13 protein-coding genes, 3 rRNA genes and 1 pseudogene are annotated in these 23,092 nt (G+C 62.8%); 4 read left to right on the top strand and 13 right to left on the bottom strand.

Annotated elements, in window-relative coordinates; translation table 11 throughout:
* Positions 1-13 precede the first annotated feature (13 nt).
* From SBP01_RS07360 to SBP01_RS07330, 7 genes are all read right to left on the bottom strand, one after another.
* The gene (locus SBP01_RS07360; protein WP_320537979.1) at positions 14-1,774 is read right to left on the bottom strand and encodes a CTP synthase; all 1,761 of its coding nucleotides are present in this window, start codon (positions 1,772-1,774) and stop codon (positions 14-16) included.
* A gap of 89 nt (positions 1,775-1,863) precedes the next feature.
* The gene (gene recN / locus SBP01_RS07355; RefSeq protein WP_320537978.1) at positions 1,864-3,603 is read right to left on the bottom strand and encodes a DNA repair protein RecN; all 1,740 of its coding nucleotides are present in this window, start codon (positions 3,601-3,603) and stop codon (positions 1,864-1,866) included.
* A 3-nt stretch (positions 3,604-3,606) separates the two neighbouring features.
* A complete protein-coding gene (locus tag SBP01_RS07350; protein ID WP_275213485.1) occupies positions 3,607-4,632 on the bottom strand; it encodes an NAD kinase in 1,026 nt (341 codons plus the stop codon).
* Positions 4,633-4,645: 13 nt separating this feature from the next.
* Entirely contained in the window at positions 4,646-5,458 is an 813-nt protein-coding gene (locus SBP01_RS07345) for a TlyA family RNA methyltransferase (protein ID WP_320537977.1), read from the bottom strand.
* A 2-nt stretch (positions 5,459-5,460) separates the two neighbouring features.
* Entirely contained in the window at positions 5,461-5,691 is a 231-nt protein-coding gene (locus SBP01_RS07340) for a hypothetical protein (protein ID WP_275213482.1), read from the bottom strand.
* 17 nt (positions 5,692-5,708) lie between these two features.
* On the bottom strand, positions 5,709-6,698 hold the full coding sequence (locus SBP01_RS07335) for an HAD-IIA family hydrolase (RefSeq protein ID WP_320537976.1): 990 nt from the start codon (positions 6,696-6,698) through the stop codon (positions 5,709-5,711).
* 6 nt (positions 6,699-6,704) lie between these two features.
* Positions 6,705-8,651 (bottom strand): hypothetical protein, encoded by a 1,947-nt coding sequence (locus SBP01_RS07330; protein WP_320537975.1) that lies wholly within the window; start codon positions 8,649-8,651, stop codon positions 6,705-6,707.
* Between the two features lie 398 nt (positions 8,652-9,049).
* Between SBP01_RS07330 and SBP01_RS07325 the strand changes: the two are divergent.
* Positions 9,050-10,683: pseudogene (locus tag SBP01_RS07325) on the top strand (IS1634 family transposase).
* A gap of 368 nt (positions 10,684-11,051) precedes the next feature.
* Here SBP01_RS07325 and rrf read toward each other — a convergent pair.
* From rrf to SBP01_RS07310, 3 genes are all read right to left on the bottom strand, one after another.
* A 5S ribosomal RNA gene (rrf, locus tag SBP01_RS07320) occupies positions 11,052-11,168 on the bottom strand.
* Positions 11,169-11,384: 216 nt separating this feature from the next.
* Positions 11,385-14,525: ribosomal RNA gene (locus SBP01_RS07315) — 23S ribosomal RNA — on the bottom strand.
* A gap of 566 nt (positions 14,526-15,091) precedes the next feature.
* Positions 15,092-16,619: ribosomal RNA gene (locus SBP01_RS07310) — 16S ribosomal RNA — on the bottom strand.
* The 16S, 23S and 5S rRNA genes sit together here, the layout of an rRNA operon.
* Positions 16,620-17,255: 636 nt before the next feature.
* Between SBP01_RS07310 and SBP01_RS07305 the strand changes: the two genes are divergently transcribed.
* Positions 17,256-18,578: an alpha-amylase family protein gene (locus SBP01_RS07305; protein ID WP_320537974.1), complete on the top strand. Its 1,323-nt coding sequence runs from the start codon at positions 17,256-17,258 to the stop codon at positions 18,576-18,578.
* Positions 18,579-18,666: 88 nt separating this feature from the next.
* The gene (locus tag SBP01_RS07300) at positions 18,667-19,326 is read left to right on the top strand and encodes a dihydrofolate reductase family protein (RefSeq protein WP_320537973.1); all 660 of its coding nucleotides are present in this window, start codon (positions 18,667-18,669) and stop codon (positions 19,324-19,326) included.
* A gap of 62 nt (positions 19,327-19,388) precedes the next feature.
* Here the strand turns inward: SBP01_RS07300 and SBP01_RS07295 are convergent, their stop codons facing one another.
* From SBP01_RS07295 to SBP01_RS07285, 3 genes are all read right to left on the bottom strand, one after another.
* Positions 19,389-19,826: a VOC family protein gene (locus tag SBP01_RS07295; protein ID WP_275216543.1), complete on the bottom strand. Its 438-nt coding sequence runs from the start codon at positions 19,824-19,826 to the stop codon at positions 19,389-19,391.
* 93 nt (positions 19,827-19,919) lie between these two features.
* Positions 19,920-20,789 carry a class II glutamine amidotransferase gene (locus tag SBP01_RS07290; protein WP_275216545.1) on the bottom strand — a complete coding sequence of 290 codons (870 nt, stop codon included), beginning with the start codon at positions 20,787-20,789 and terminating at the stop codon, positions 19,920-19,922.
* A 24-nt stretch (positions 20,790-20,813) separates the two neighbouring features.
* Positions 20,814-22,214: a glutamate decarboxylase gene (locus tag SBP01_RS07285; protein ID WP_320537972.1), complete on the bottom strand. Its 1,401-nt coding sequence runs from the start codon at positions 22,212-22,214 to the stop codon at positions 20,814-20,816.
* Positions 22,215-22,468: 254 nt separating this feature from the next.
* Here SBP01_RS07285 and SBP01_RS07280 point away from each other — a divergent pair, with 254 nt between their 5' ends.
* The gene (locus tag SBP01_RS07280; RefSeq protein WP_320537971.1) at positions 22,469-23,032 is read left to right on the top strand and encodes a dihydrofolate reductase family protein; all 564 of its coding nucleotides are present in this window, start codon (positions 22,469-22,471) and stop codon (positions 23,030-23,032) included.
* Positions 23,033-23,092: the final 60 nt, after the last annotated feature.

The raw sequence follows: 23,092 nt of genomic DNA, 5'->3' as shown, positions 1-23,092 counted from the left end.
TACTTATTCGGTTCTATTGTGCGGCAACCGTATGTGCCGGCTCGGCTGCCGGTGCCTGCTCAGTGTCCTGGTTCTGCGCGTTCTGGTGGTCCAGCGCGGCTTTGATCAGGCCAATGAAGAGCGGGTGGGGCCTGGTGGGGCGCGAGCTCAGCTCCGGGTGGGCCTGGGTTGCCACGTAGTACGGGTGGACCTCGCGGGGCAGCTCAACATATTCCACGAGCTTGCCGTCCGGTGACGTGCCGGAGAAGACCAGCCCCTCGGCGGCAATTTGCTCGCGGTACTTGTTGTTGACCTCATAGCGGTGCCGGTGGCGTTCGCTGACTGTGGTCTTGCCGTAGGTTTCCGCGATGACGGAGCCTTCATCGAGCTTGGCCTCGTACAGGCCAAGGCGCATGGTGCCGCCAAGATCGCCCTTGCCTTCCACGATGTCCAGCTGTTCTTCCATGGTGGCGATGACGGGGTATTTGGAGTCGGGTTCGAATTCGCTGGAGGATGCGCCCTCAAGGCCCACCACGTTGCGTGCGTATTCGATCACCATGCACTGCAGGCCGAGGCAGAGGCCCAGGACGGGCAGCTTGGATTCGCGGGCGTATTTGAGGGCGCCCAGCTTTCCTTCGAGCCCGCGGATTCCGAAGCCGCCGGGTACGCAGATGGCATCCACGCCGTCGAGGGACGCCACTGCGCCCTCGTGGGTTTCGCATTCGTCCGAGGGCACCCAGCGGATCTTGACCTTGGTGTCATTGGCGAAGCCGCCCGCCCGGAGGGCTTCGGTCACGGACAGGTAGGCGTCCGGGAGGTCGATGTACTTGCCCACCAGGGCGATCTCGACGTGGCGCTTGGGGTTGTGGACGGCTTCGAGCAGCTTGTCCCAGCTGGTCCAGTCAACGTCCTTGAAGGGCAGGTCCAGGGCGCGGACGATGTAGGAGTCCAGGCCCTGGGTGTGCAGGGTCTTGGGGATGTCGTAGATGCTGGGGGCATCGGGGCAGCCGATGACGGCCTCAAGGTCAACATCGCACATGCGGCCGATCTTGGCCCGCATCGCCTCGGGAATCTCGCGGTCCGAACGGATCACGATTGCTTCGGGCTGGATACCGATGGAACGCAGGGCGGCCACGGAGTGCTGAGTGGGCTTGGTCTTCAGTTCCTGCGACGGCCCGATGTAGGGAACCAGGGAGACGTGGACGAAGAAGACATTGCCGCGGCCGACGTCCTGGCGGACCTGGCGGGCGGACTCGAGGAACGGCTGCGACTCGATGTCGCCCACGGTGCCGCCGATTTCGGTGATGATCACGTCCGGCGCGTTCTTGCCCTCTGCAGGCAGGCGCATGCGGCGCTTGATCTCATCGGTAATGTGCGGAATGACCTGGACGGTGTCACCGAGGTACTCGCCGCGGCGTTCCTTGGCGATGACGGTGGAGTACACCTGCCCGGTGGTGACGTTGGCGGACCCTTCCAGGTTTTCGTCCAGGAACCGCTCGTAGTGGCCAATGTCCAGGTCGGTTTCGGCGCCGTCGTCCGTGACGAAGACTTCACCGTGCTGGAAAGGGTTCATCGTGCCCGGATCCACGTTCAGATAGGGATCGAGCTTCTGCATAGTTACAGACAAGCCGCGTGCCCGCAGGAGGTGACCGAGGCTCGAAGCCGTCAGTCCCTTACCGAGCGAGGACGCCACACCACCGGTTACGAAGATGTGTTTGGTCGTCTTGGACGAGCCCGGGAACCGGGAATTTACACGGGAATTTGATCGCTGCACCACGGAATTCGAGCCTATCATCAATTGAGCCTCTCCCGGATCAGGAACTGGTTCCCCAAATGATCCAGTGTGCACGGCCGGACCCCCTCCGATCAAGGGTTGGCCGCGGGTCAGGCCCGCTGCGGCAGTAGTTTTGCGTCGTCCAGGAGCTCCTGGGCGTGTGCCTGCGCCGATTCGGAGTCCTCCTGGCCCGCGAGCATGCGGGCCAGTTCCCTGACCCGTTCAGCGGCGTTGAGGAGTCGCACATCACTGGACGTGAACCCGGTGGCGGTGCCGCCGTCGGCTCCCCTGACCGACGTTTTGGTGACGGTGATGTGCTGGTCGGCGAAGGCCGCCACCTGCGGCAGGTGTGTGACCACCAGCACCTGCACGTGCCGGGCGAGCATGGCCAGCCGGCGTCCGATCTCGACGGCGGCCCGCCCGCCGACGCCGGCGTCCACTTCGTCGAACACAAAGGTGGGGACCGGGTCCACAGCTGCCAGCACCACTTCGATGGCAAGCATCACACGGGACAGCTCACCCCCGGAGGCGCCCTTCCCCAGCGGCCGCGCCGGAGCCCCGGAATGCGGCTGCAGCAGGAACGAGATCTCATCGGCGCCGTGCGGGCTCAGCTGTCCGGCAGGTTCGAGAGTGATCAGCAGGGTGGCGTCCGCCATGGCCAGCGCCTTGAGCTCCGCGCTCACGCGGGCCGAGAGGTCCTTGGCTGCCTTGGCCCGGATCTTGCTGAGCGCGGCGGCCTGCTTCTGCAGCTCAGCCTCCGCCTTGATGACTTCGGCGTCCAGCGCCTCGATCCGGGTGGAATCGTCCTGCAATTCGTCGAAACGGACCCGGGCGTTTTCCGCCCAGACAAGGACTTCGTCGATGCTGGGAGCGTACTTCCGGACCAGTTTGGCCAGTGCTGCCCTGCGGTCCTCGATCTCGGCGAGCCGTTCGGGGCCCTCCGAGTCCAGGCCCGCCTGGTAACTGGCCAGTTCCGTGGCGATGTCGTTGAGCAGGAAACCCACTTCCGCCAGGCGTGCGGCGGCAGCACCGAGCTCCGCGTCGTGTTCAGCTACGTTTTCGAGGGTTCGCTTCGCAGCGTCCACGAGGGTGGTGGCATCGCCCTCGTCACCGTAGTCCTCTGCGATGAGGGCCTGGTGCGCGGTGTTGGCCGCGATCCTGAGCTCCTCCACGTTGGCCAGTTTCACGGCCTCCGCCTTCAGGGATTCGTCCTCCCCCGGCTGCGGGTCCACCTCGTCAATCTCGGCCAGCGCGATCTCCAACGACTCGGCCTCACGGAGCCTGTCACGGGCTGCGTTGCGGAGGGTCTCCAGCTCCGTCTGGCTGGCCTTCCAGTGGCCGTACAGGGACTGGTAGGCGCCCAGCGGACCCGCCAGTGCCTCGCCGGCGAACTTGTCCAAGGCACCGCGCTGGGCCACGGCCCCCTTCAGCCTGATCTGGTCCGACTGGCCGTGCACCACCACGAGTGTCTCGCCGATCTCGGCGAGCACGCCCACCGGCGCGGCGCGGCCGCCCAGGAAGGCACGGCTGCGCCCGTCCGCGCCAAGGCGCCGGGCAAGGATAAGTTCCGCGCCGCCGTCGAACTCTTCGACGTCGGCGCCGGCGTCCACTGCCCGGGCAATCGCCGGGTGCGTGGCGTCGAGCTTCAGCACGGCTTCCGCGGTGGCGCTCTTCGCGCCGCTGCGCACCGCACCGGCGTCGGATCGGGCCCCCAGCAGGAGTCCGACGGCGGTGACCACCATCGTCTTGCCGGCACCGGTTTCGCCGGTGACGACGCTCAGGCCTGGGCCCAGGGGCAGGGTGGCGTCGGTGATGACGCCCAGATCGCGGATTCTCAGTTCTTCAAGCATGGTTCACTTTGCGTTCGCGGGATCGGATTCGTCTTCTGGCTGGTCCTTGGAGCTCACCTGGAGCGGCGGCATCGGAGAGGGGGTCCGCACCACCGGGATGGGGCCGGTGTGAATGGCATCCGACTGGGGAACCGGCCCGCGCCAGCCGTGGATGGGCAACTCGAACTTGCGCACCAGCCGGGCGGAAAACGGCGTCTGGTGTGTCCGGGCGAGACGGACGGGGGTGGGTGACTTCGTCACTTCCACGCGCGCGCCGGGCGGGAGGTCCACCGAACGGCGGCCGTCGCACCAGAGCACGCCCTCGGCGCCGGTGCGGGTGAGCACTTCCACTGCCAGCCGCGACCGCGGTGATACGACCAGCGGCTTGGCGAAGAGAGCGTGGGCGCTGATGGGAACGATCAGCAGGGCCTCCACCTCCGGCCAGACCACGGGGCCGCCGGCTGAAAAGGCGTACGCGGTGGAGCCGGTGGGCGTGGCCAGGACCACGCCGTCGCAGCCAAAGGCTGACAGGGGGCGTTCGTCCACTTCGGTGACCAGCTCCAGCATGCGTTCGCGGTTGCCCTTTTCGATCGCGGCCTCGTTGAGCGCCCACGTGTGCCAGATCTTTTGGCCGCGCACCCAGACCTGCACGTCGATGGTCATGCGCTCTTCCACCGTGTAGTCGCGGCGGGCAATCCATTCCACGGTCTGGGCCAGGTCCGCGCGCTCACTCTCGGCCAGGAACCCTACGTGGCCCAGGTTGACGCCCAGCAGCGGAACATCGACTTCTCGGACCAGTTCCGCGGCGCGCAGTATGGTGCCGTCACCTCCCAGGACCATCACGAGCTCTACGTCGGGCAGCCGCACATGGTCATGAAGGATCTCCACCGGCTGGGTGAGGTGGCCAAAGAACCGTTCCATGTCCGCCAGTTCGGATTCCTGCATGACCGGGGTGATTCCTGAGTCGTGGAGCTGGGCACAGGCTTCCCAGGCAGCCTTCAGGGATTCCTCGCGGCCGGTATGGGCAAGGACAAGTACTCGCCTGGTCATCAGGTTCCGCTTTCTAGTGGTTCGGCCAGATTCGTCCAAGCAGGCCATCAACGGCCGCCTGGCGCTCTTCGATCTTAGGCAGGTCCCGCGCCATCCTCCGCTTTATCCACAGGAAGTATTCGACGTTTCCGTCCTGACCCGGCAAGGGGCTCGCCGCCAGGCCGCACAAGTCCAGTCCGGCGTCGAGCGCTGCATTGGCGACTTTTTCGACCGCCATCCGGCGTTCGCGTTCCGAGGTCACCACCCCGGTGCGGCCCAGCCGGTCCTTGCCGATCTCGAACTGCGGCTTCACCATGAGCACCAGGTCACCGCCGGGCCGTGTGCACACGGCCAGCGGGTGGGTCACCAGGGTCAGCGAGATGAAGGAGAGATCGGCCACGGTAAGTTCGGCCTCGCCGCCGATATCCGCCGGCGTCATGTAGCGCACGTTCATGCCTTCGTGCACGGCGACGCGGGGATCCTCGCGTAGTTGGGGCACCAGCTGGCCATGCCCGACGTCGACCGCCACCACATGCGCCGCACCGCGCCGAAGGAGCACCTCGGTGAAGCCGCCGGTGGATGCGCCGGCGTCCAGGCACCGTTTGCCGTCAACGATGACCTCCGGGAAGGCGTCCAACGCTCCGGCGAGCTTGTGGCCGGCCCGGCTGACATAGTTGTCCTCGTCGGTATGCTCAACGGCCAGGTCCCTGTCCTCAGGGACCTGGAGGGAGGCCTTGGACAGAACCAGCCCGGCGGAGCTCACTTTGCCTTCGGCTATCAGTGCAGCGGCGTGGGTCCGCGACCTCGCCAGGCCGCGGGCCACCAGGGCCTGGTCAAGCCGTGCCATGCTCAGGCCTTTCCTTCGCTGTTGGGAGCGTCGTCGTCGAGGGCCTGCAGCAGGGCGTCGTGCAGTTCTGCATAGACGCCCTCGTGTTCAGCGACCGGCCTGTCCGCCACGCCGTCCAGGGCAGCCACGAGGGACGCAATCCGGGGATCGGTGATGCCCTCCGTGACCGTGGCGGGCCACTGTGGTGTCTGCTGGGCTGTTGCGCCGTTGTGCTCGTCGTTCAGCTCAGTCATTGGACCAGTCTACTGATTTACGCGGTGCGCCATTTGAGTTGGGGTGCCCGGGCTTCGGCGGCCTCCGGCACGGCGGCCCACCAGGCGGCGCAGGCGGCACGCCAGGCGTTCAGGTCGTCCTCATGGCCCAGGATGCTGACGGTGTCGCCATCGGCATGTGCCTGTGCGTCCCCACAGACGTAGGTCCCGTCAGTGGTGGAGACGGCGGGATAGGGGCGGTGCAGGTCGCCGAGTTCGGCAATGATGTAGTCCGGACGCTCGGCAGCGCGGGCGGCGAGGATCGTGTGTTTGGTATCGATGCCGGTCAATACCGCCACCGTGGCAAACCCTGCGTTATTGCCGCCCAGGATGTCAGTGTCCAGCCTGTCCCCCACCACCAGCGGGCGGTCGGCGGCAAGACGCTTGGCGGCTGAGTGGAACAGCGGGGCTTCGGGCTTGCCGGCCACCAGCGGCGTCTGGCCCGTTGCTGCCGCGACGGCTGCCACCAGGGCTCCGTTGCCGGGGGCGATCCCGCGTGATTGCGGGATGGTCATGTCCGTGTTGGTGGCCACCCAGAGGGCGCCGGCCGAGACGACGTAGGAGGCCTCAGCCAGTTCCTTCCAGCCGATCCCCGGGTTGAAGCCCTGGACCACGGCCACAGGGTCTTGGTCCTGGCCGGTAACGGGGGCCAGTCCCACCAACTCGATCTCCTGCGCCAGCGCCGGGCTTCCGGTGATCAACACCCTGGCCCCGGGGGCCAGCATGGAGGCCAGGAGCTCGGCTGCCGCCTGGGAGGAGCTGACAACCTGGCTGTCCTCGGCCGGCGCGCCCAGCTCACGCAGGTGCGCGGCAACCTGCGCGGGCGTTCGGGACGCGTTGTTGGTGACGTAGCCCAAACCGATCCCCAGGCCGGCGAGCAACTGCAAAGACTCCACTGCGCCGGGAATGGCGTGCGGGCCCGCGTACACCACACCGTCAAGGTCTGCCAGGAGCGCGTCGAACAGGGAGATCAGGGGAACTTCAGTCATAGCGGGTTAGCTGTCCTGTCGCTCGGAATGGCCGGTTTCAAGGTCGCCGGCGTCGGCTGCATCGTCGTGGACTGAATCCTCGGGGACGAAGTCGTTCCGGTCCGATGCGGCCGCTTTCTTGGCCTCGGGTTCGGCGCCGTCCGGTTCGAGTTCATCTGATTCGAGTTCATCTGACTCGATGGAGTCCGCGTCGGACTCGGCGTCATCAGACTCGAAATAGTCGGACTCCATGTCATCAACGGAGGCGTCCATACCCGCGGCTTCGGCAGGGGCCTCACCCGCGGTTACGGTCCGTGCTGCAGCAGCAGCCGCGGCACTGGTTTCCGGGACTCCGGCCGCACGTTCCAGCAGACGGCGGCGCTGGGCCTCCTCCCGGGCTTCCTCTTCCTCGTCCCAGCCGAGATCCACGATGTCCGGTTCTTCGTCGACGCTGAGGCCCAGGGCGTTCTCAGCCACGACGGCCTGCTTCTGCCATTTAGCGGCTTCCTCCTGGCGGCCGACGGCGGCCAGGGCGTCAGCGTAGGCGCGGAACAGCCGGGGGCTGTAGGAGAATGCGCGGTTGATGTCCAGCTGGGCGATTTCCAGCTCCGCCACTGCAGCGTCCAGCTGACCCAGATCGGTCCGTGCTCCGGCCGCCACGATGGCCAGTTCGGCCTTGCCCGGAGCGTCCAGGTCATTGGCCTCCTCGGAACGGACAACATCCAAGGCACGGTCCGGACGGCCCAGGCCGCGTTCGCAGTCTGCCATGACAGGCAAGTGAACGTTGGAGCCGCTGATGCGGCGGTAGGTCCGGAACTCGCGCAGCGCCTCGCCGTAGTGTCCTGCCGCGTACGCGGTCAGGCCTACAGCCTCCCTGACGGCTGCCAGCCGGCCACCGCGCCTGCTCGCAGCAAGGGCATGCTGGAAGGCGAGCTCGGGTTCTTCATCAATGAGGCGCCCAGCCATAACGAGATGGCGGGCCACCCATTCCGCGCTCTTGGCTTCCAGCGTCTTGATCTGGTGCTGGGTGGCGCGGTCAAGTTCCTTGCCCGTGACATCTTCATCGATCTCCGGGGACCGTTCGCGGTCGGGCCGGTTGGCGCTGCGAAGATCACGCGCGTTGGGAACCCGGACCGGGCGCTCCTCAGCACGGTCCCGTCCGAAGTGACGGGGACCGGAGTCGCCACGGTCGAAGCTGCGGGGTGCGCGCTCTTGGCGGTCGCCGAACGGCTTACGCTCCCCGCCACCGAAGCTGCGGCGGTCGCCGTCACCCTCACGGCGCGGACGATCGCCGTACGGCTTGTTGTCACGGTCCCCATAGGGCTTCCGCTCACCGCCGCCGCTGAACGGCTTACGCTCCCCGCCACCGAAGCTGCGGCGGTCGCCGTCACCCTCACGGCGCGGACGATCACCATACGGCTTGTTATCACGCTCCCCAAACGGCTTACGCTCGCCGCCACCGAAGCTGCGGCGGTCGCCGTCACCCTCACGGCGCGGACGATCGCCGTACGGCTTGTTGTCACGGTCCCCATAGGGCTTCCGCTCACCGCCGCCGCTGAACGGCTTACGCTCCCCGCCACCGCTGAACGGCTTACGCTCGCCGCCACCGAAGCTGCGGCGGTCGCCGTCGCCCTCACGGCGCGGACGATCACCATACGGCTTGTTGTCACGGTCCCCAAAGGGCTTCCGTTCACCACCGCCGCTGAACGGCTTACGCTCCGCGCCGCCAAAGCTGCGGCGGTCGCCGTCGCCCTCACGGCGCGGACGATCACCATACGGCTTGTTGTCACGGTCCCCAAAAGGCTTCCGTTCACCAAAGGACTTGCGGTCGCCGGACCCGGACGCACGCTTTGGACCCTCCGGGCTCCGGTCATCACGGGAACGGAATCCACGCGGTTCTCCGCCCGAATTGTTTGTCCCGCGGAAAGGGCCGCGGTCGTTGCCGCCGCGATTGCCGCCGTTGTGCTCAGCCATGGGGATTCCTCCTGTTATGAGCCGACCACTGGCGCAATCGCAGCCGCTCGTTCCGTGTTTCGTTCTCCTACGCAACCCGAAATCAAGCGCTTCGAAGTCCGTACATCTCAGTCAATTCTAAGCGAGCCACCACCGGCGCATGACATGGATACGCCCACAGACCCCAGTCGTGGGAATGTTCACACCTGCAGGAGATCGCTCTCTCACTTGATGCGGGTTTTCCGTGGACGCTCTCGCAGTTGATGTGGGTTTTCGGCGGACGCTCTTGCGGTGTGTGGTGTTCGACCTGACTTGGCTCACGGCTCCGTCGTTCCGATAGGCCTATGGCCTTGACCTGCGGTGATGTTTTCTGACTGGCCGCTTTTCACGCACTAATGGTTTGGCCTAGTGTCGCCGGTGTGGTGTTTATTAGGCGGGTGCTGACTGCCTCGGGAGCGACGGCGGTGCAGATCGCGGAGTACGTGCGCGGGAATCAGCGGATCGTGCAGCACGTCGGCTCGGCGCATACCGAGGCCGAGCTCGCGTCCTGCTGCAGCGCGCCCGTGAGCTGCTTGAAGACCCGGCGCAAGGTGTCCTTGACTTGGGTCTGGAGCCAACGCCACAGGTGAAGGGCCTGGTCGAGCCGTCACGCGAGGCTGGCTTGTTTGACGTGGCCGGCCCCAGAGAACCAGCCGGACGTGACAGCCCGGGACGCGTGCTGGGAACTGACTCGCGGGTCTTGTTCCGTGCGTTGGTCGAGGTGTTCACGGCGCTGGGGTTCGATGGCCTCGACGACGAGGTGTTCCGGGACTTGGTGATCGCCAGGGTCGTGGAACCGACCTCACTACTGGATGCCGGCAGGGTGTTGCGGGACCTGGGCCGGGCCCCGGCCAGTTACGCGACGATGAAACGCACCCTCGGCCGAGCCGCTGCGGACAAGTACCGCGACAGGATCGCGACCTGGTGCTTCCAGCACGCCAGCACCGACGGGGACGTCTCCCTGGTCCTTTACGACGTCACCACCTTGTATTTCGAGGCGGAGAAGGAAGACGAACTACGGAAGGTTGGCTACTCCAAGGAACGCCGGGTCGATCCTCAGATCGTCGTTGGCCTGCTCGTGGACCGGGGTGGGTTCCCGCTGGAGATCGGCTGCTTTGAGGGCAACAAGGCCGAACCCGCGACCATCGTCCCGATCATCAAGCAGTTCCAATCCCGCCACGGTTTGACCGACATGGTCGTCGTAGCCGATGCCGGCATGGTTTCCGCGGGCAACCTGCGTGAGCTGGACGAAGCGAACCTGCGGTTCATTGTTGGTTCCCGGATGACGAAGGCCCCGAACGACCTGGCCTCGCATTTCCGCTGGCACGGCGACGCGTTCAGCGACGGGCAGCTGATCGATACGCTCACGCCCAGGACCGGCCACACGAACGAGAACAACCCTGATCTGCGCGCCGAACCCGTCTGGGACCCCACTGAGAACCCCGGCTCATGGCGGGCGGTGTGGGCGTACTCCCGCAAGAGAGCCGTCCACGACAACACAACACTCACAGCCCAGGAGAACCGGGCCCGGGAAGTCATCGAGGGCCAGAAATCGGCCCGGACCCCACGGTTCGTCAAGACCGCCGGAGGAAAACCGAGCCTGGACGAAGCCTCACTGGCACGCGCGCGGCAGCTCGTCGGGCTGAAAGGCTACGTGACGAACATCCCCGCAAACATCATGGCCGCAGGAGAAGTCATCGGCTCCTACCACGACCTGTGGCACGTCGAGCAGTCCTTCCGAATGAGCAAAACAGACCTCAGGGCCAGACCCATGTTCCACCGCACCCGCGACGCGATCGAGGCACACCTGACCATCGTTTTCACCGCGCTGGCCATCTCCAGGACTGTCCAAAACAGGACAGGACTCGCGGTGCGTAACGTCATCAAACAACTCAGGCCCCTGCGCTCAGCCACCATCGCCATCAACGGCACCAACCAGACATTCGCCCCCAACATCGCCGCCGAGCAGCAGGTCATTCTCGACGCCCTCCACAAACCGAAACTCACGCACTAAGCAAATGAGCCAAGTCAGGAGACCCCAGTCGTGGGAATGTTCACACCTGCAGGAGATCGCTCTCTCACTTGATGCGGGTTTTCCGTGGACGCTCTCGCAGTTGATGTGGGTTTTCGGCGGACGGTCTTGCGGTGTGTGGTGTTCGACGGCGGCGCCGGGGGTTGGGTGTCCGGGGGCGGAGGTTCGCGGGGGTGTTTTGCCGTGGCCGGCGGTGCGGGAGGGTTTGGGGATTTCCCGCATTAAGTGAGAGAGCGTTCTGTAGGTGCCCCGGGCGCGGGTGCCGGGCTGCCTGGATGCAAGGGTGGGTGGTTAAATGTGGGAGACCCCCCGACACGTGTGTCGGGGGGTCTCAACCATTTTTAATGGTGTTCCGGCGGTGACCTACTCTCCCACACCCTCCCGGGTGCAGTACCATCGGCGCTGTGGGTCTTAGCTTCCGGGTTCGGAATGGGACCGGGCGTTTCCCCCACGCTATGACCGCCGTAACCTTATGTCCGCACCCTGGACAGTGGTGTCCGGGCGGGAAATCTGTGGTTACAACATTGTGGTGTTGTTTGTATTGTTGTGTTTTTTGTTCCCTGTCGCAACGGGCCCGTGGCGGGTTTGTTGGTTGGGAACCACATAGTGGACGCAAGCAGTCTTGTTTCTTTTTACCAGTGCTTGGTGTGAACGTCTTTTGAATGCCGTTCACGCAGTGGTGTGTGGTGTAAGTTATCGGCCTATTAGTACCGGTCAGCTTCACGAGTCGTTAGTCCTCGCTTCCACATCCGGCCTATCAACCCAGTGGTCTGGCTGGGGGCCTCTCACACACAAGGTGTATGGAAATCTCATCTCGAAGCGAGCTTCCCGCTTAGATGCTTTCAGCGGTTATCCCATCCGAACGTAGCTAATCAGCGGTGCACTTGGCAGTACAACTGACACACCAGAGGTTCGTCCGTCCCGGTCCTCTCGTACTAAGGACAGCCCTTCTCAAATTTCCTGCGCGCGCAGCGGATAGGGACCGAACTGTCTCACGACGTTCTAAACCCAGCTCGCGTACCGCTTTAATGGGCGAACAGCCCAACCCTTGGGACCTACTCCAGCCCCAGGATGCGACGAGCCGACATCGAGGTGCCAAACCATGCCGTCGATATGGACTCTTGGGCAAGATCAGCCTGTTATCCCCGAGGTACCTTTTATCCGTTGAGCGACGGCCATTCCACAATGTACCGCCGGATCACTAGTCCCGACTTTCGTCCCTGCTCGAGATGTCTCTCTCACAGTCAAGCTCCCTTGTGCACTTACACTCGACACCTGATTGCCAACCAGGCTGAGGGAACCTTTGGGCGCCTCCGTTACTTTTTAGGAGGCAACCGCCCCAGTTAAACTACCCATCAGGCACTGTCCCTGACCCGGATTACGGGCCGAAGTTAGATGTCCAAAGTGACCAGAGTGGTATTTCAACGATGACTCCACCCGAACTGGCGTCCGGGCTTCAACGTCTCCCACCTATCCTACACAAGCCACTCCGAACACCAATACCAAACTATAGTAAAGGTCTCGGGGTCTTTCCGTCCTGCTGCGCGTAACGAGCATCTTTACTCGTACTGCAATTTCGCCGAGTTTATGGTTGAGACAGCGGGGAAGTCGTTACTCCATTCGTGCAGGTCGGAACTTACCCGACAAGGAATTTCGCTACCTTAGGATGGTTATAGTTACCACCGCCGTTTACTGGGGCTTAAATTCTCAGCTTCGCCCGTAAGGGCTAACCGGTCCTCTTAACCTTCCAGCACCGGGCAGGAGTCAGTCCGTATACATCGTCTTGCGACTTCGCACGGACCTGTGTTTTTAGTAAACAGTCGCTTCCCCCTGGTCTCTGCGGCCCCGATCCCCTCCCACCAGCAAGTGGTGTTCAAGGTTGGGGCCCCCCTTCTCCCGAAGTTACGGGGGCATTTTGCCGAGTTCCTTAACCATAATTCTCTCGATCGCCTTAGTATTCTCTACCTGATCACCTGTGTCGGTTTGGGGTACGGGCGGCTAAAACCTCGCGTCGATGCTTTTCTCGGCAGCATAGGATCACCAAATCCCCCCACTAAAGGGGGTCCCATCAGATCTCAGGCATCATGAACAGCGGATTTGCCTACCGTTCGCCCTACATCCTTAGACCGGGACAACCATCGCCCGGCTCGGCTACCTTCCTGCGTCACACCTGTTAATACGCTTGCCTCCCAGGATCAGGTCCCGCGCTCCACCAAAACCCGCACACCACAAGGGTGATTGGGCAGGTCTCGGGCGGTTAGTATCCCCTGTTCAACATGGACGGTTTTTCGCCGGTACGGGAATATCAACCCGTTGTCCATCGACTACGCCTGTCGGCCTCGCCTTAGGTCCCGACTTACCCAGGGCAGATTAGCTTGACCCTGGAACCCTTGATCATTCGGCGGACGGGTTTCTCACCCGTCTTTCGCTACTCATGCCTGCATTCTCACTCGTGTAGGCTCCACCGCTGGTTTACACCGCGACTTCACTGCCCACACGACGCTCCCCTACCCATCCAAACGCCTGAACCACAAGGGCTTAGCAATATTTGAATGCCACAACTTCGGCGGTGTACTTGAGCCCCGCTACATTGTCGGCGCGGAATCACTTGACCAGTGAGCTATTACGCACTCTTTTAAGGATGGCTGCTTCTAAGCCAACCTCCTGGTTGTCTTCGCAACTCCACATCCTTTCCCACTTAGCACACGCTTAGGGGCCTTAGTTGGTGGTCTGGGCTGTTTCCCTCTCGACTATGAAGCTTATCCCCCACAGTCTCACTGCTGCGCTCTCACTTACCGGCATTCGGAGTTTGGCTGACGTCAGTAACCTTGTAGGGCCCATTAGCCATCCAGTAGCTCTACCTCCGGTAAGAAACACGCAACGCTGCACCTAAATGCATTTCGGGGAGAACCAGCTATCACGAAGTTTGATTGGCCTTTCACCCCTACCCACAGCTCATCCCCTCCATTTTCAACTGAAGTGGGTTCGGTCCTCCACGACGTCTTACCGTCGCTTCAACCTGGCCATGGGTAGATCACTTCGCTTCGGGTCTAGATCACGCCACTGCAACGCCCTATTCAGACTCGCTTTCGCTACGGCTTCCCCACACGGGTTAACCTCGCGACGTAACACTAACTCGCAGGCTCATTCTTCAAAAGGCACGCCGTCACAGCTACTTGTGATAAATCACGGCTGCTCCGACGGATTGTAAGCACACGGTTTCAGGTACTGTTTCACTCCCCTCCCGGGGTACTTTTCACCTTTCCCTCACGGTACTGGTCCGCTATCGGTCATTAGGGAGTATTTAGGCTTATCAGGTGGTCCTGACAGATTCGCACGGGATTTCTCGGGCCCCGTGCTACTTGGGATACTCTCACAGGCGGCACAAAACATTTCGGTTACGGGGCTCACACCCTCTCTGGCCGGCCTTTCAAGACCGTTCACCTATGCCTGCACATCACACCCCACCAGTCCGGCAGAACTGGTATGGAAAGTCCCACAACCCCGACCATGCAACGCCCGCCGGCTATCACACATGGAACGGTTTAGCCTGATCCGCGTTCGCTCGCCACTACTAACGGAATCACTATTGTTTTCTCTTCCTGCGGGTACTGAGATGTTTCACTTCCCCGCGTTCCCCCCACGCACCCTATGTGTTCAGATGCGGGTCACCAGGCAGATCGCTCCCCTGGCGGGGTTTCCCCATTCGGACACCCTGGGATCACAGTCCGGTTATCGACTCCCCCAGGCTTATCGCAGATTCCTACGTCCTTCTTCGGCTCCTAATGCCAAGGCATCCACCGTGTGCTCTTAAAAACTTGACCACAAAAGATCAATTCAGAAATTTTCGAGAGAACCACGAAAACCAACCACACCCAACAACCACACCCCCCAAAAAAGAGATGCCATCATCACGCGCAGCCAGATCCAGGTTCATATTCTTGGAAATTGCTTCTTATAAAAGATGCTCGCGTCCACTATGTAGTTCTCAAACAACAACCCCAAACCACACACCCCACACACACCCGCCCCCGAAGGAAACAAGCAACCATGTGATCGGTGCAGCCAGGAAACCAGAAACAAACAAACCCCGGAACAAGAACACCACAACCCGTAAGCCGCAACGCATCCCACCCCGGTCCTGTTGCCTCAGGACCCAACAGTGTGCCAAACACTACCCAGCAATACCACCGGCAAACGTTCCAGAACCCCGGACCCCGAAGGACCCACGATTCGTACTAGCCACCGGCAAGCGCCGCCAGGCACCTATTTGTTGATATTCCACCCGTGAGCACCCGCCGCAGAACAAACGTCTGCGCAACGGGCGTACTCCTGACAACACCACCACACAGACATAACGCCTGGCAGGGTTGTTGTAGGTGCTCCTTAGAAAGGAGGTGATCCAGCCGCACCTTCCGGTACGGCTACCTTGTTACGACTTAGTCCCAATCGCCAGTCCCACCTTCGACAGCTCCCTCCCCACAAGGGGGTTAGGCCACCGGCTTCGGGTGTTACCAACTTTCGTGACTTGACGGGCGGTGTGTACAAGGCCCGGGAACGTATTCACCGCAGCGTTGCTGATCTGCGATTACTAGCGACTCCGACTTCATGGGGTCGAGTTGCAGACCCCAATCCGAACTGAGACCGGCTTTTTGGGATTAGCTCCACCTCACAGTATCGCAACCCTTTGTACCGGCCATTGTAGCATGCGTGAAGCCCAAGACATAAGGGGCATGATGATTTGACGTCGTCCCCACCTTCCTCCGAGTTGACCCCGGCAGTCTCCTATGAGTCCCCGCCATCACGCGCTGGCAACATAGAACGAGGGTTGCGCTCGTTGCGGGACTTAACCCAACATCTCACGACACGAGCTGACGACAACCATGCACCACCTGTGAACCGACCGCAAGCGGGGCACCTGTTTCCAGGTATTTCCAGTCCATGTCAAGCCTTGGTAAGGTTCTTCGCGTTGCATCGAATTAATCCGCATGCTCCGCCGCTTGTGCGGGCCCCCGTCAATTCCTTTGAGTTTTAGCCTTGCGGCCGTACTCCCCAGGCGGGGCACTTAATGCGTTAGCTACGGCGCGGAAAACGTGGAATGTCCCCCACACCTAGTGCCCAACGTTTACGGCATGGACTACCAGGGTATCTAATCCTGTTCGCTCCCCATGCTTTCGCTCCTCAGCGTCAGTTAATGCCCAGAGACCTGCCTTCGCCATCGGTGTTCCTCCTGATATCTGCGCATTTCACCGCTACACCAGGAATTCCAGTCTCCCCTACATCACTCTAGTCTGCCCGTACCCACCGCAGATCCGGAGTTGAGCCCCGGACTTTCACGGCAGACGCGACAAACCGCCTACGAGCTCTTTACGCCCAATAATTCCGGATAACGCTTGCGCCCTACGTATTACCGCGGCTGCTGGCACGTAGTTAGCCGGCGCTTCTTCTGCAGGTACCGTCACTTTCGCTTCTTCCCTACTGAAAGAGGTTTACAACCCGAAGGCCGTCATCCCTCACGCGGCGTCGCTGCATCAGGCTTTCGCCCATTGTGCAATATTCCCCACTGCTGCCTCCCGTAGGAGTCTGGGCCGTGTCTCAGTCCCAGTGTGGCCGGTCACCCTCTCAGGCCGGCTACCCGTCGTCGCCTTGGTAAGCCATTACCTCACCAACAAGCTGATAGGCCGCGAGTCCATCCAAAACCACAAAAAAGCTTTCCACCCCCCACCATGCGATGAGGAGTCATATCCGGTATTAGACCCAGTTTCCCAGGCTTATCCCAGAGTCAAGGGCAGGTTACTCACGTGTTACTCACCCGTTCGCCACTAATCCCCCCAGCAAGCTGGGGATCATCGTTCGACTTGCATGTGTTAAGCACGCCGCCAGCGTTCATCCTGAGCCAGGATCAAACTCTCCGTTGAAGTAAAACAAAAACAGAAAACAACCAACACCCCCGGAAATAACGGGAAAAGAAGGCCGCAAAAATTTGAAACCAGCTGTAAAAACCAGACCCCATCCACGGGGTGGACAGGCCTGGCCAATTCAACCAATTCAATACAAAAAATTGGTATCAACAAACTTGGCACACTATTGAGTTCTCAAACAACAGACACACCCGGCACCACCACCAGCACTAAACAGCCGTGGATCGCTCCGGAGCAACTTTTCAAACTTACCCGATCTCAACCCCCGACGCAAATCCAGTTTCCAGGACCCGCACCGGCAGAAAACACCGTCCCCCGCCACAATTCGGCGCTCTAAAGAGCAACCAGAAAATGGTCTTGAAATTTGGGGGTTTGGCCGCCCGCGGTAACCAGCTCTTCGCTGTTCCCCTCGCGGCGACTTAGAAAACAATACACCCAGTGACGCCTTGCCGCAAATCCATCCACCAACAGGCCCAAAACTGGGGAACGCCATCGGATCTGATGCCGGGTGCGGCAACAGTCGAAGCCACGCCGATTGAATGCCGCCTATAGGCTGGACGGGACGCTGGCCCCGCCCGGCCAGCCGTCGCCCTGATCGGGCGGCCCGGGATCGGACGGAAGGCCTTCATCACCATGAACGAACCTGACTGGGTCCAGCACGCCATCTGGTGGCAGGTCTATCCTCTCGGCTTCGTTGGCGCCGAAAAGACCGCGACCCTCGATCCCGCCGCTGACCATCGGTTGCTGGATCTTGTCCCGTGGCTCGACTACGCCGTGGGTCTTGGAGCATCGGGCATTGCCCTCGGCCCTATTTTTGAGTCGGAGACGCACGGATATGACACCACGGATTACTTCCGGATCGATTCCCGGCTCGGATCCCTCGAGGACTTTGACACCCTGGTGACGGAGGCACACCGTCGCGGCCTGCGCATATTGCTCGACGGTGTCTTCAACCACACAGGACGCTCCTTCGCGCCGTTCCAGGATGTCCTCAAGAGCGGGCCGCAGGCGGACGCCGCCTCCTGGTTCTCACTGGAATGGCCCGACGACGGTGGTCCCGGCGTCGAACCCGCATACCAAGACTTCGAGGGCCACCACCACCTCGTGGCACTCAATCACGAGGAGCCGGCCGTTGCCGATTTCGTCGTCGAGGTCATGGAGTACTGGCTCGGCCGTGGTGCGGACGGCTGGCGACTCGACGCCGCCTATGCCGTCCCGTCGTCATTCTGGTCCAAAGTCACGGCTCGCGTCCGGTCATCCCACCCAAACGCATACTTTGTTGGCGAATACATCCACGGCGACTATGCCGAGGAGGTCCGAGCCGGCGGACTCGATTCGGCCACGCAATATGAGCTCTGGAAAGCTGTCTGGAGTTCCCTCAACGATGCGAACTTCTTCGAGCTGGCAGCCACGTTCGAACGGCACAACGCACTCCTGAGCTCCTACGCGCCGCTCACCTTCATCGGCAACCACGACGTCACCCGCATCGCGAGCAAGCTCAGCGATGCCGCACTCGTGCCGCACGCCGTCGTCGTGCTTCTCACGGTCGGGGGGACGCCATCGATTTACTATGGCGACGAACAGGGCTATCGCGGAGTCAAGGAGGACAGGGCCGGAGGCGACGACGACGTGAGGCCGCTGTTCCCGCCCTCCCCCGACCATCTCTCCCCCTTGGGCGGACCCATTTTTGCCGTGCACCAGGAACTCATTGGGGTGCGGAGACGGAACTCCTGGCTGCACCGTGCCACCTCGGAGGCCCTGCAGCTCTCCAACGAGGTGTTTGTGTACCGCCTTGCGGTCGGCGCCGATGCGCTCGTCGTCGCGTTGAACCTCTCGCACGACACGCAGCGGCTCAGTGCGGCCGGCGCCACCGCCGTCGTCGCCGGAGCTGCAAGGCTCGACGTCGGCACGGACGCGGTCTTGGTGCCGCCGCGCGGATGGGCCGTCCTGGGCTAACGCACCTGCGCTTCTCGCGTCGTTGGCCTTGAGGTGTGGGGGGCATCACCATAAAGTGGGTCAAACCGCAACCACGTCAGGAGATGACATGTCCCTCGTCCGCGTGCACAACTTTTCGGTCTCCCTCGACGGCTTCGGCACCGGAGAGGGCCAGGAACTCAATGCTCCTTTCGGTCACGCAGGCTCTCGGCTCATGGAATGGGCTTTTGAGACGCGCACCTTCCGCGCGATGGGCTTCCACGGGGAATCGGAGGGATCCTTCGGCGTCGATGAGTCGTTCGCAAGCCAGTGGGGCCCCGGGATCGGCGTCGAGATCATGGGGCGCAACAAGTTCGGCCCTCAGCGCGGTCCTTGGGAGGACGAGGAATGGAAGGGATGGTGGGGCGATAACCCTGTGTTCCATACCCCGGTCGTTGTCCTCACACACCACCCCCGGCCTGTACTGGAGATGGAAGGCGGGACAACGTTCCATTTTGTTGACGCCGATCCTGTTTCCGCGCTCAAGCAGGCGCGCGCCCTGGCCGGCGACCTCGACGTGCGGATCGGAGGCGGCGTCGGCACGGTTCGCCAGTTCCTCGAGGCCGATCTGATCGATCACATGCATGTCGTCCTCGTGCCGATCCTCCTGGGCCGGGGCGAACGACTCTGGGACGGACTCGAAGGGCTCGAACAGCGCTTTGAGATCGAAGCGACCCCCTCACCGTCGGGAGTGCTTCATCTGATCTTCACCCGCCGCACGGCCCGGTAGGCGCATTAAGGCGCGATCCCCCGTGGAAACACCGAGGCGCGGCGACCTGCGACGGCTCGGCCTCAGTTTTTCTTGAGTTCCTCGGCAAGCATCACGATGATGCCGCTTGGACCGCGGACGTAGGTGAGCTTGTAGATGTCCTTGTAGGTCGCCACGCCCCGTAACGGGCGGCAGCCGTGCCTCGCGGCTATCTCCAAGGCTTTGTCAATGTCATCGACAGAGAACGCGACGCGGTGCATCCCGATCTCATTGGGACGAGTGGGCTCCGACTCGATCGCTTCGGGGTGGATGTATTCGAAGAGCTCAAGACGGCCGTGACCGTCTGGTGTTTGGAGCATCGCGATGTTGGCGTGGTTGCCGTCAAGGCCGACGGCCGTGTCGGTCCACTCGCCACTGACCGTGTCCCGGCCCACGACCGTGAGTCCGAGGTCGGTGAAGAAGGAGATTGTTGCTTCGAGGTCGCGAACGGCGATGCCGACGTTCTCAAGTTTTATGGCCATGCGATGCACGTTACCGAGCCGGGGCGGGTAGCTCCAGTACCGTTTCCACGGCGAACGCGAAAGCTCGGTTGGTGCCCCGGGCTGGTGCGGTGCTCAGGGCGTCTGGGAGGCCGCGGCGGAAGGCTCCAAGTCCGCGAGGGTGAGTGGGTGCGCGGGGCTTTCCGGGAACGGGAAGATGGTTGCGACCGTGAGATCGGGGCCGACGTGCACCAGCCCGCCGGAGGCTAGCAGGCGCCAGTCCGGGTTGTGATCCATCGGCTCGGTGGCGATGAGGACGTGCCTGGAACGGGCGAGATCTTTGCTTCGGGCGTTGATACGTGCGCTGCGGGCCGCCAGAGGAGCCGCCGGCCCGGGAGAGGCGTCGGGGTCGTGCTGCAGGATGTGCAACTCGTGGGTGGCCGGGTATCTGAGCGCCCAAAGGTCGGTCGCCGTCGTCACAACGATGTTCAGGCTAAAGACGGGCAGTTCCCGGGCGATCCACGTGACAGCCCGGGTGATGCCCAGGCCGACATCGCCGCCGGCGTGGCGGCTCTCGGCGGTGATCAGGGCGAAGAGGCGTTCGCTGTCGGTCTGGCCGTGCACGAGGTTAGTGACCCCGAATGCGGCCAGGTGCTGATCGAGCATGTCGAGGCCGCCGAAGGCGCCGTTGTGGGCGAACAGCCGCCCGTCCTGTTCAAACGGGTGCGTATTGACCAATGTGTGTGCGCCGGTGCTGGCGTACCGCACGTGCGCCAGGAACGTGGTGCTTTTCAGATCCCGCGCCTCGCGCGCGAAGGCGTGGTCCTCCCAGGCGGCCAGAGGCTGCTTGGCCACGTGAGCCCTGCCATCATCGTCGAAGGTGCCGATGCCGGCTCCGTCGGGCTCGCGCCGGCTCTGGGTCGCGAGGCTGTCCGGGGCGTCGAGGAGCCAGAACGTGGCCCGGACGGGCCGGCGGCCTGCGTGCAGTCCGAACAATCGGCACATGGCGCTCCTTCTTCGGCGTGCTGTTTAGTGGTGGAAGGCCTGTGTTTGCCCATCGGGTGGCATCGGCGCTGTCAGCCCGTCGAGGTAGGCGACTGCCTTCTTGAGGTCGATCAGGAAGCTGGACGCGAGGTCGCGGGTGAAGCCGTTGCGGACCACGATCCTTTGTACCGTGATCTCTTCCAGCCCTTCCGGCATGGGATAGGCCGGGACGAGCCACCCGTTCATCCGGAGGCGCTCGGAGAGGTGGTGAAGGTTCCAATTTCCCGTGTGGCCCTCAGTGAGCTGCCAGGCGAATACCGGGATGTCCGACCCGTCGCTCCACAGGGTGAAGGCCTCCATCGCCCCAATTTCAGCGGACAGATAGAGCGCCACGTCCCGGGATGTGGCCTGGACCGACTCGTATCCAGCAAATCCGAGCCGGAGGAAGAGGTAATACTGCAGCAGCACCTGGGCGCCGGGCCGTGAGAAGTTCAACGCGAAGGTCGGCATGTCCCCGCCGAGGTAGCTGACGTGGAAGATCAGATCATCGGGGAGCGCCGCTTCGTCCCGCCAGATGATCCAGCCGAGGCCTGGATACACCAGACCGTACTTGTGGCCTGAGGTGTTGATTGAGGCAACCCGTGGTAGGCGGAAGTCCCACACAGTGTCCGGCTGCAGGAAGGGGGCGACCATGGCCCCGGAGGCCCCGTCGACATGGATCGGAATATCCAGGCCGCGGCGTGTCTGGATTTCGTCCAGGGCTGCGGAGATTTTGTCGACGGGTTCGTAGGCGCCGGTGTAAGTCACGCCCATGATGGCGATCACGCCGATGGTGTTCTCGTCCACGTACCGGTCCAGGTCATGTCCGTCCAGCATCTGATGTTCCTTGGACACGGGAACAAAGCGGGCTTCGACATCCCAGTAGTTACAGAATTTCTCCCAGCACACTTGGACGGCGGAGCTGAGGACAAGGTTTGGTTTGTCCGTTGGCATGCCGGCTGCGCGCCGGGCGTGCTGCCACCGGCGCTTCAAGGCCAGCCCGCCGAGCATGCACGCCTCGGACGAGCCGATCGTGGAGGTGCCGACGGCCTTGGCCGGGTCGGGCGCGTTCCACAGGTCCGCGAGCATGCGCCAGCATCGGGTCTCAATCAGCGCCGTCTGCGGGTATTCGTCCTTGTCGATCATGTTCTTGTCGAAAGTCTCGGCATAGAGTTGCGACGCTTCCGGTTCCATCCAGGTTCCGACGAACGTCGCCAAATTCAGCCGGGAGTTTCCGTCCAGCATCGCCTCGTCGTGGACCACCTGATAGGCAGTCGAGGGCATGGACTCCCCCGCCGGGATTGTGAAGCGCGGGAAGATGGTGGATTCCCCCGGCCTGCTAAACAAAGGATTCAGCTCCACAACCGTGTCGGGCTCATGAGCCGACGTCCGTTTTGACCTGCTCATGGTTCGCTCCTTGGAATCGGGGGACTGCTGCGGCCACAGCACCGCCAGTTGTGCTTCACGCTACCCGGGGTGCCCCCGGCCCCCAAGCTCCGTCCGCGGCAATTGGCCGCTAAGCTGCATCGTGGACCGGGGGCTATGGCGTCCCGGACTATGGGCAGCTACCGTGGCTCCATGAAGGACAGGAGGCTGCCGATTATAGGCGGGACGCCAGAGTTCCATGATGCCCTCCACCACCGAGACGGAAGGCTGGCGCCGTGCGGCCATTGATCTACGGCATGAACCTGACCAGGGACGGCTACATTGCCGCAGCCGGCGATGACATCGGCTGGAGCGCCCCGAGCGACGAGTTGTTCCAGTGGTGGCTCGACCAGGAGCGGGCCAGCAGCCTTTCGCTGTACGGCCGCAAGCTCTGGGAAACGATGAGCTCCCACTGGCCGACCGGTGACCAGATGCCCAACGCCACACCCGCTGAGATCGAGTTCGCGCGGAACTGGCGGGACACGCCCAAGGTGGTGTTCTCGTCGACGATCGACAAGGTCGACTGGAACACCCGCCTGGTCACCGGCGACGCGATCGCCGAAATTGGCCGGCTCAAGGCCGGGGACGGCGGCCCGATGAGCATCGGTGGCGCAACGCTCGCCGGTGCAGCCATGCGGGCCGGCCTGATCGATGAATACGCGCTGGTCACCCATCCAGTCCTGGTGGGCGGCGGCACTCCGTTCTTCACCTCGCTGGACAGTTGGGTGAACCTGAACCTGGTTGAGACTCGGACGTTTCCCGGCGGCGTGGTCCTAAGCAGGTACAAGACAAGGCGCTGAGCGCGACTCCTCCGCTCGGTACGGGAAGTACCCCAGCAGTGGCCGAACCCTCAACGGGAC

This window comes from Pseudarthrobacter sp. IC2-21, from assembly GCF_034048115.1.
Lineage (GTDB): Bacteria > Actinomycetota > Actinomycetes > Actinomycetales > Micrococcaceae > Arthrobacter > Arthrobacter naphthalenicus.
This window is presented reverse-complemented; position numbering and strand designations above follow the sequence as displayed.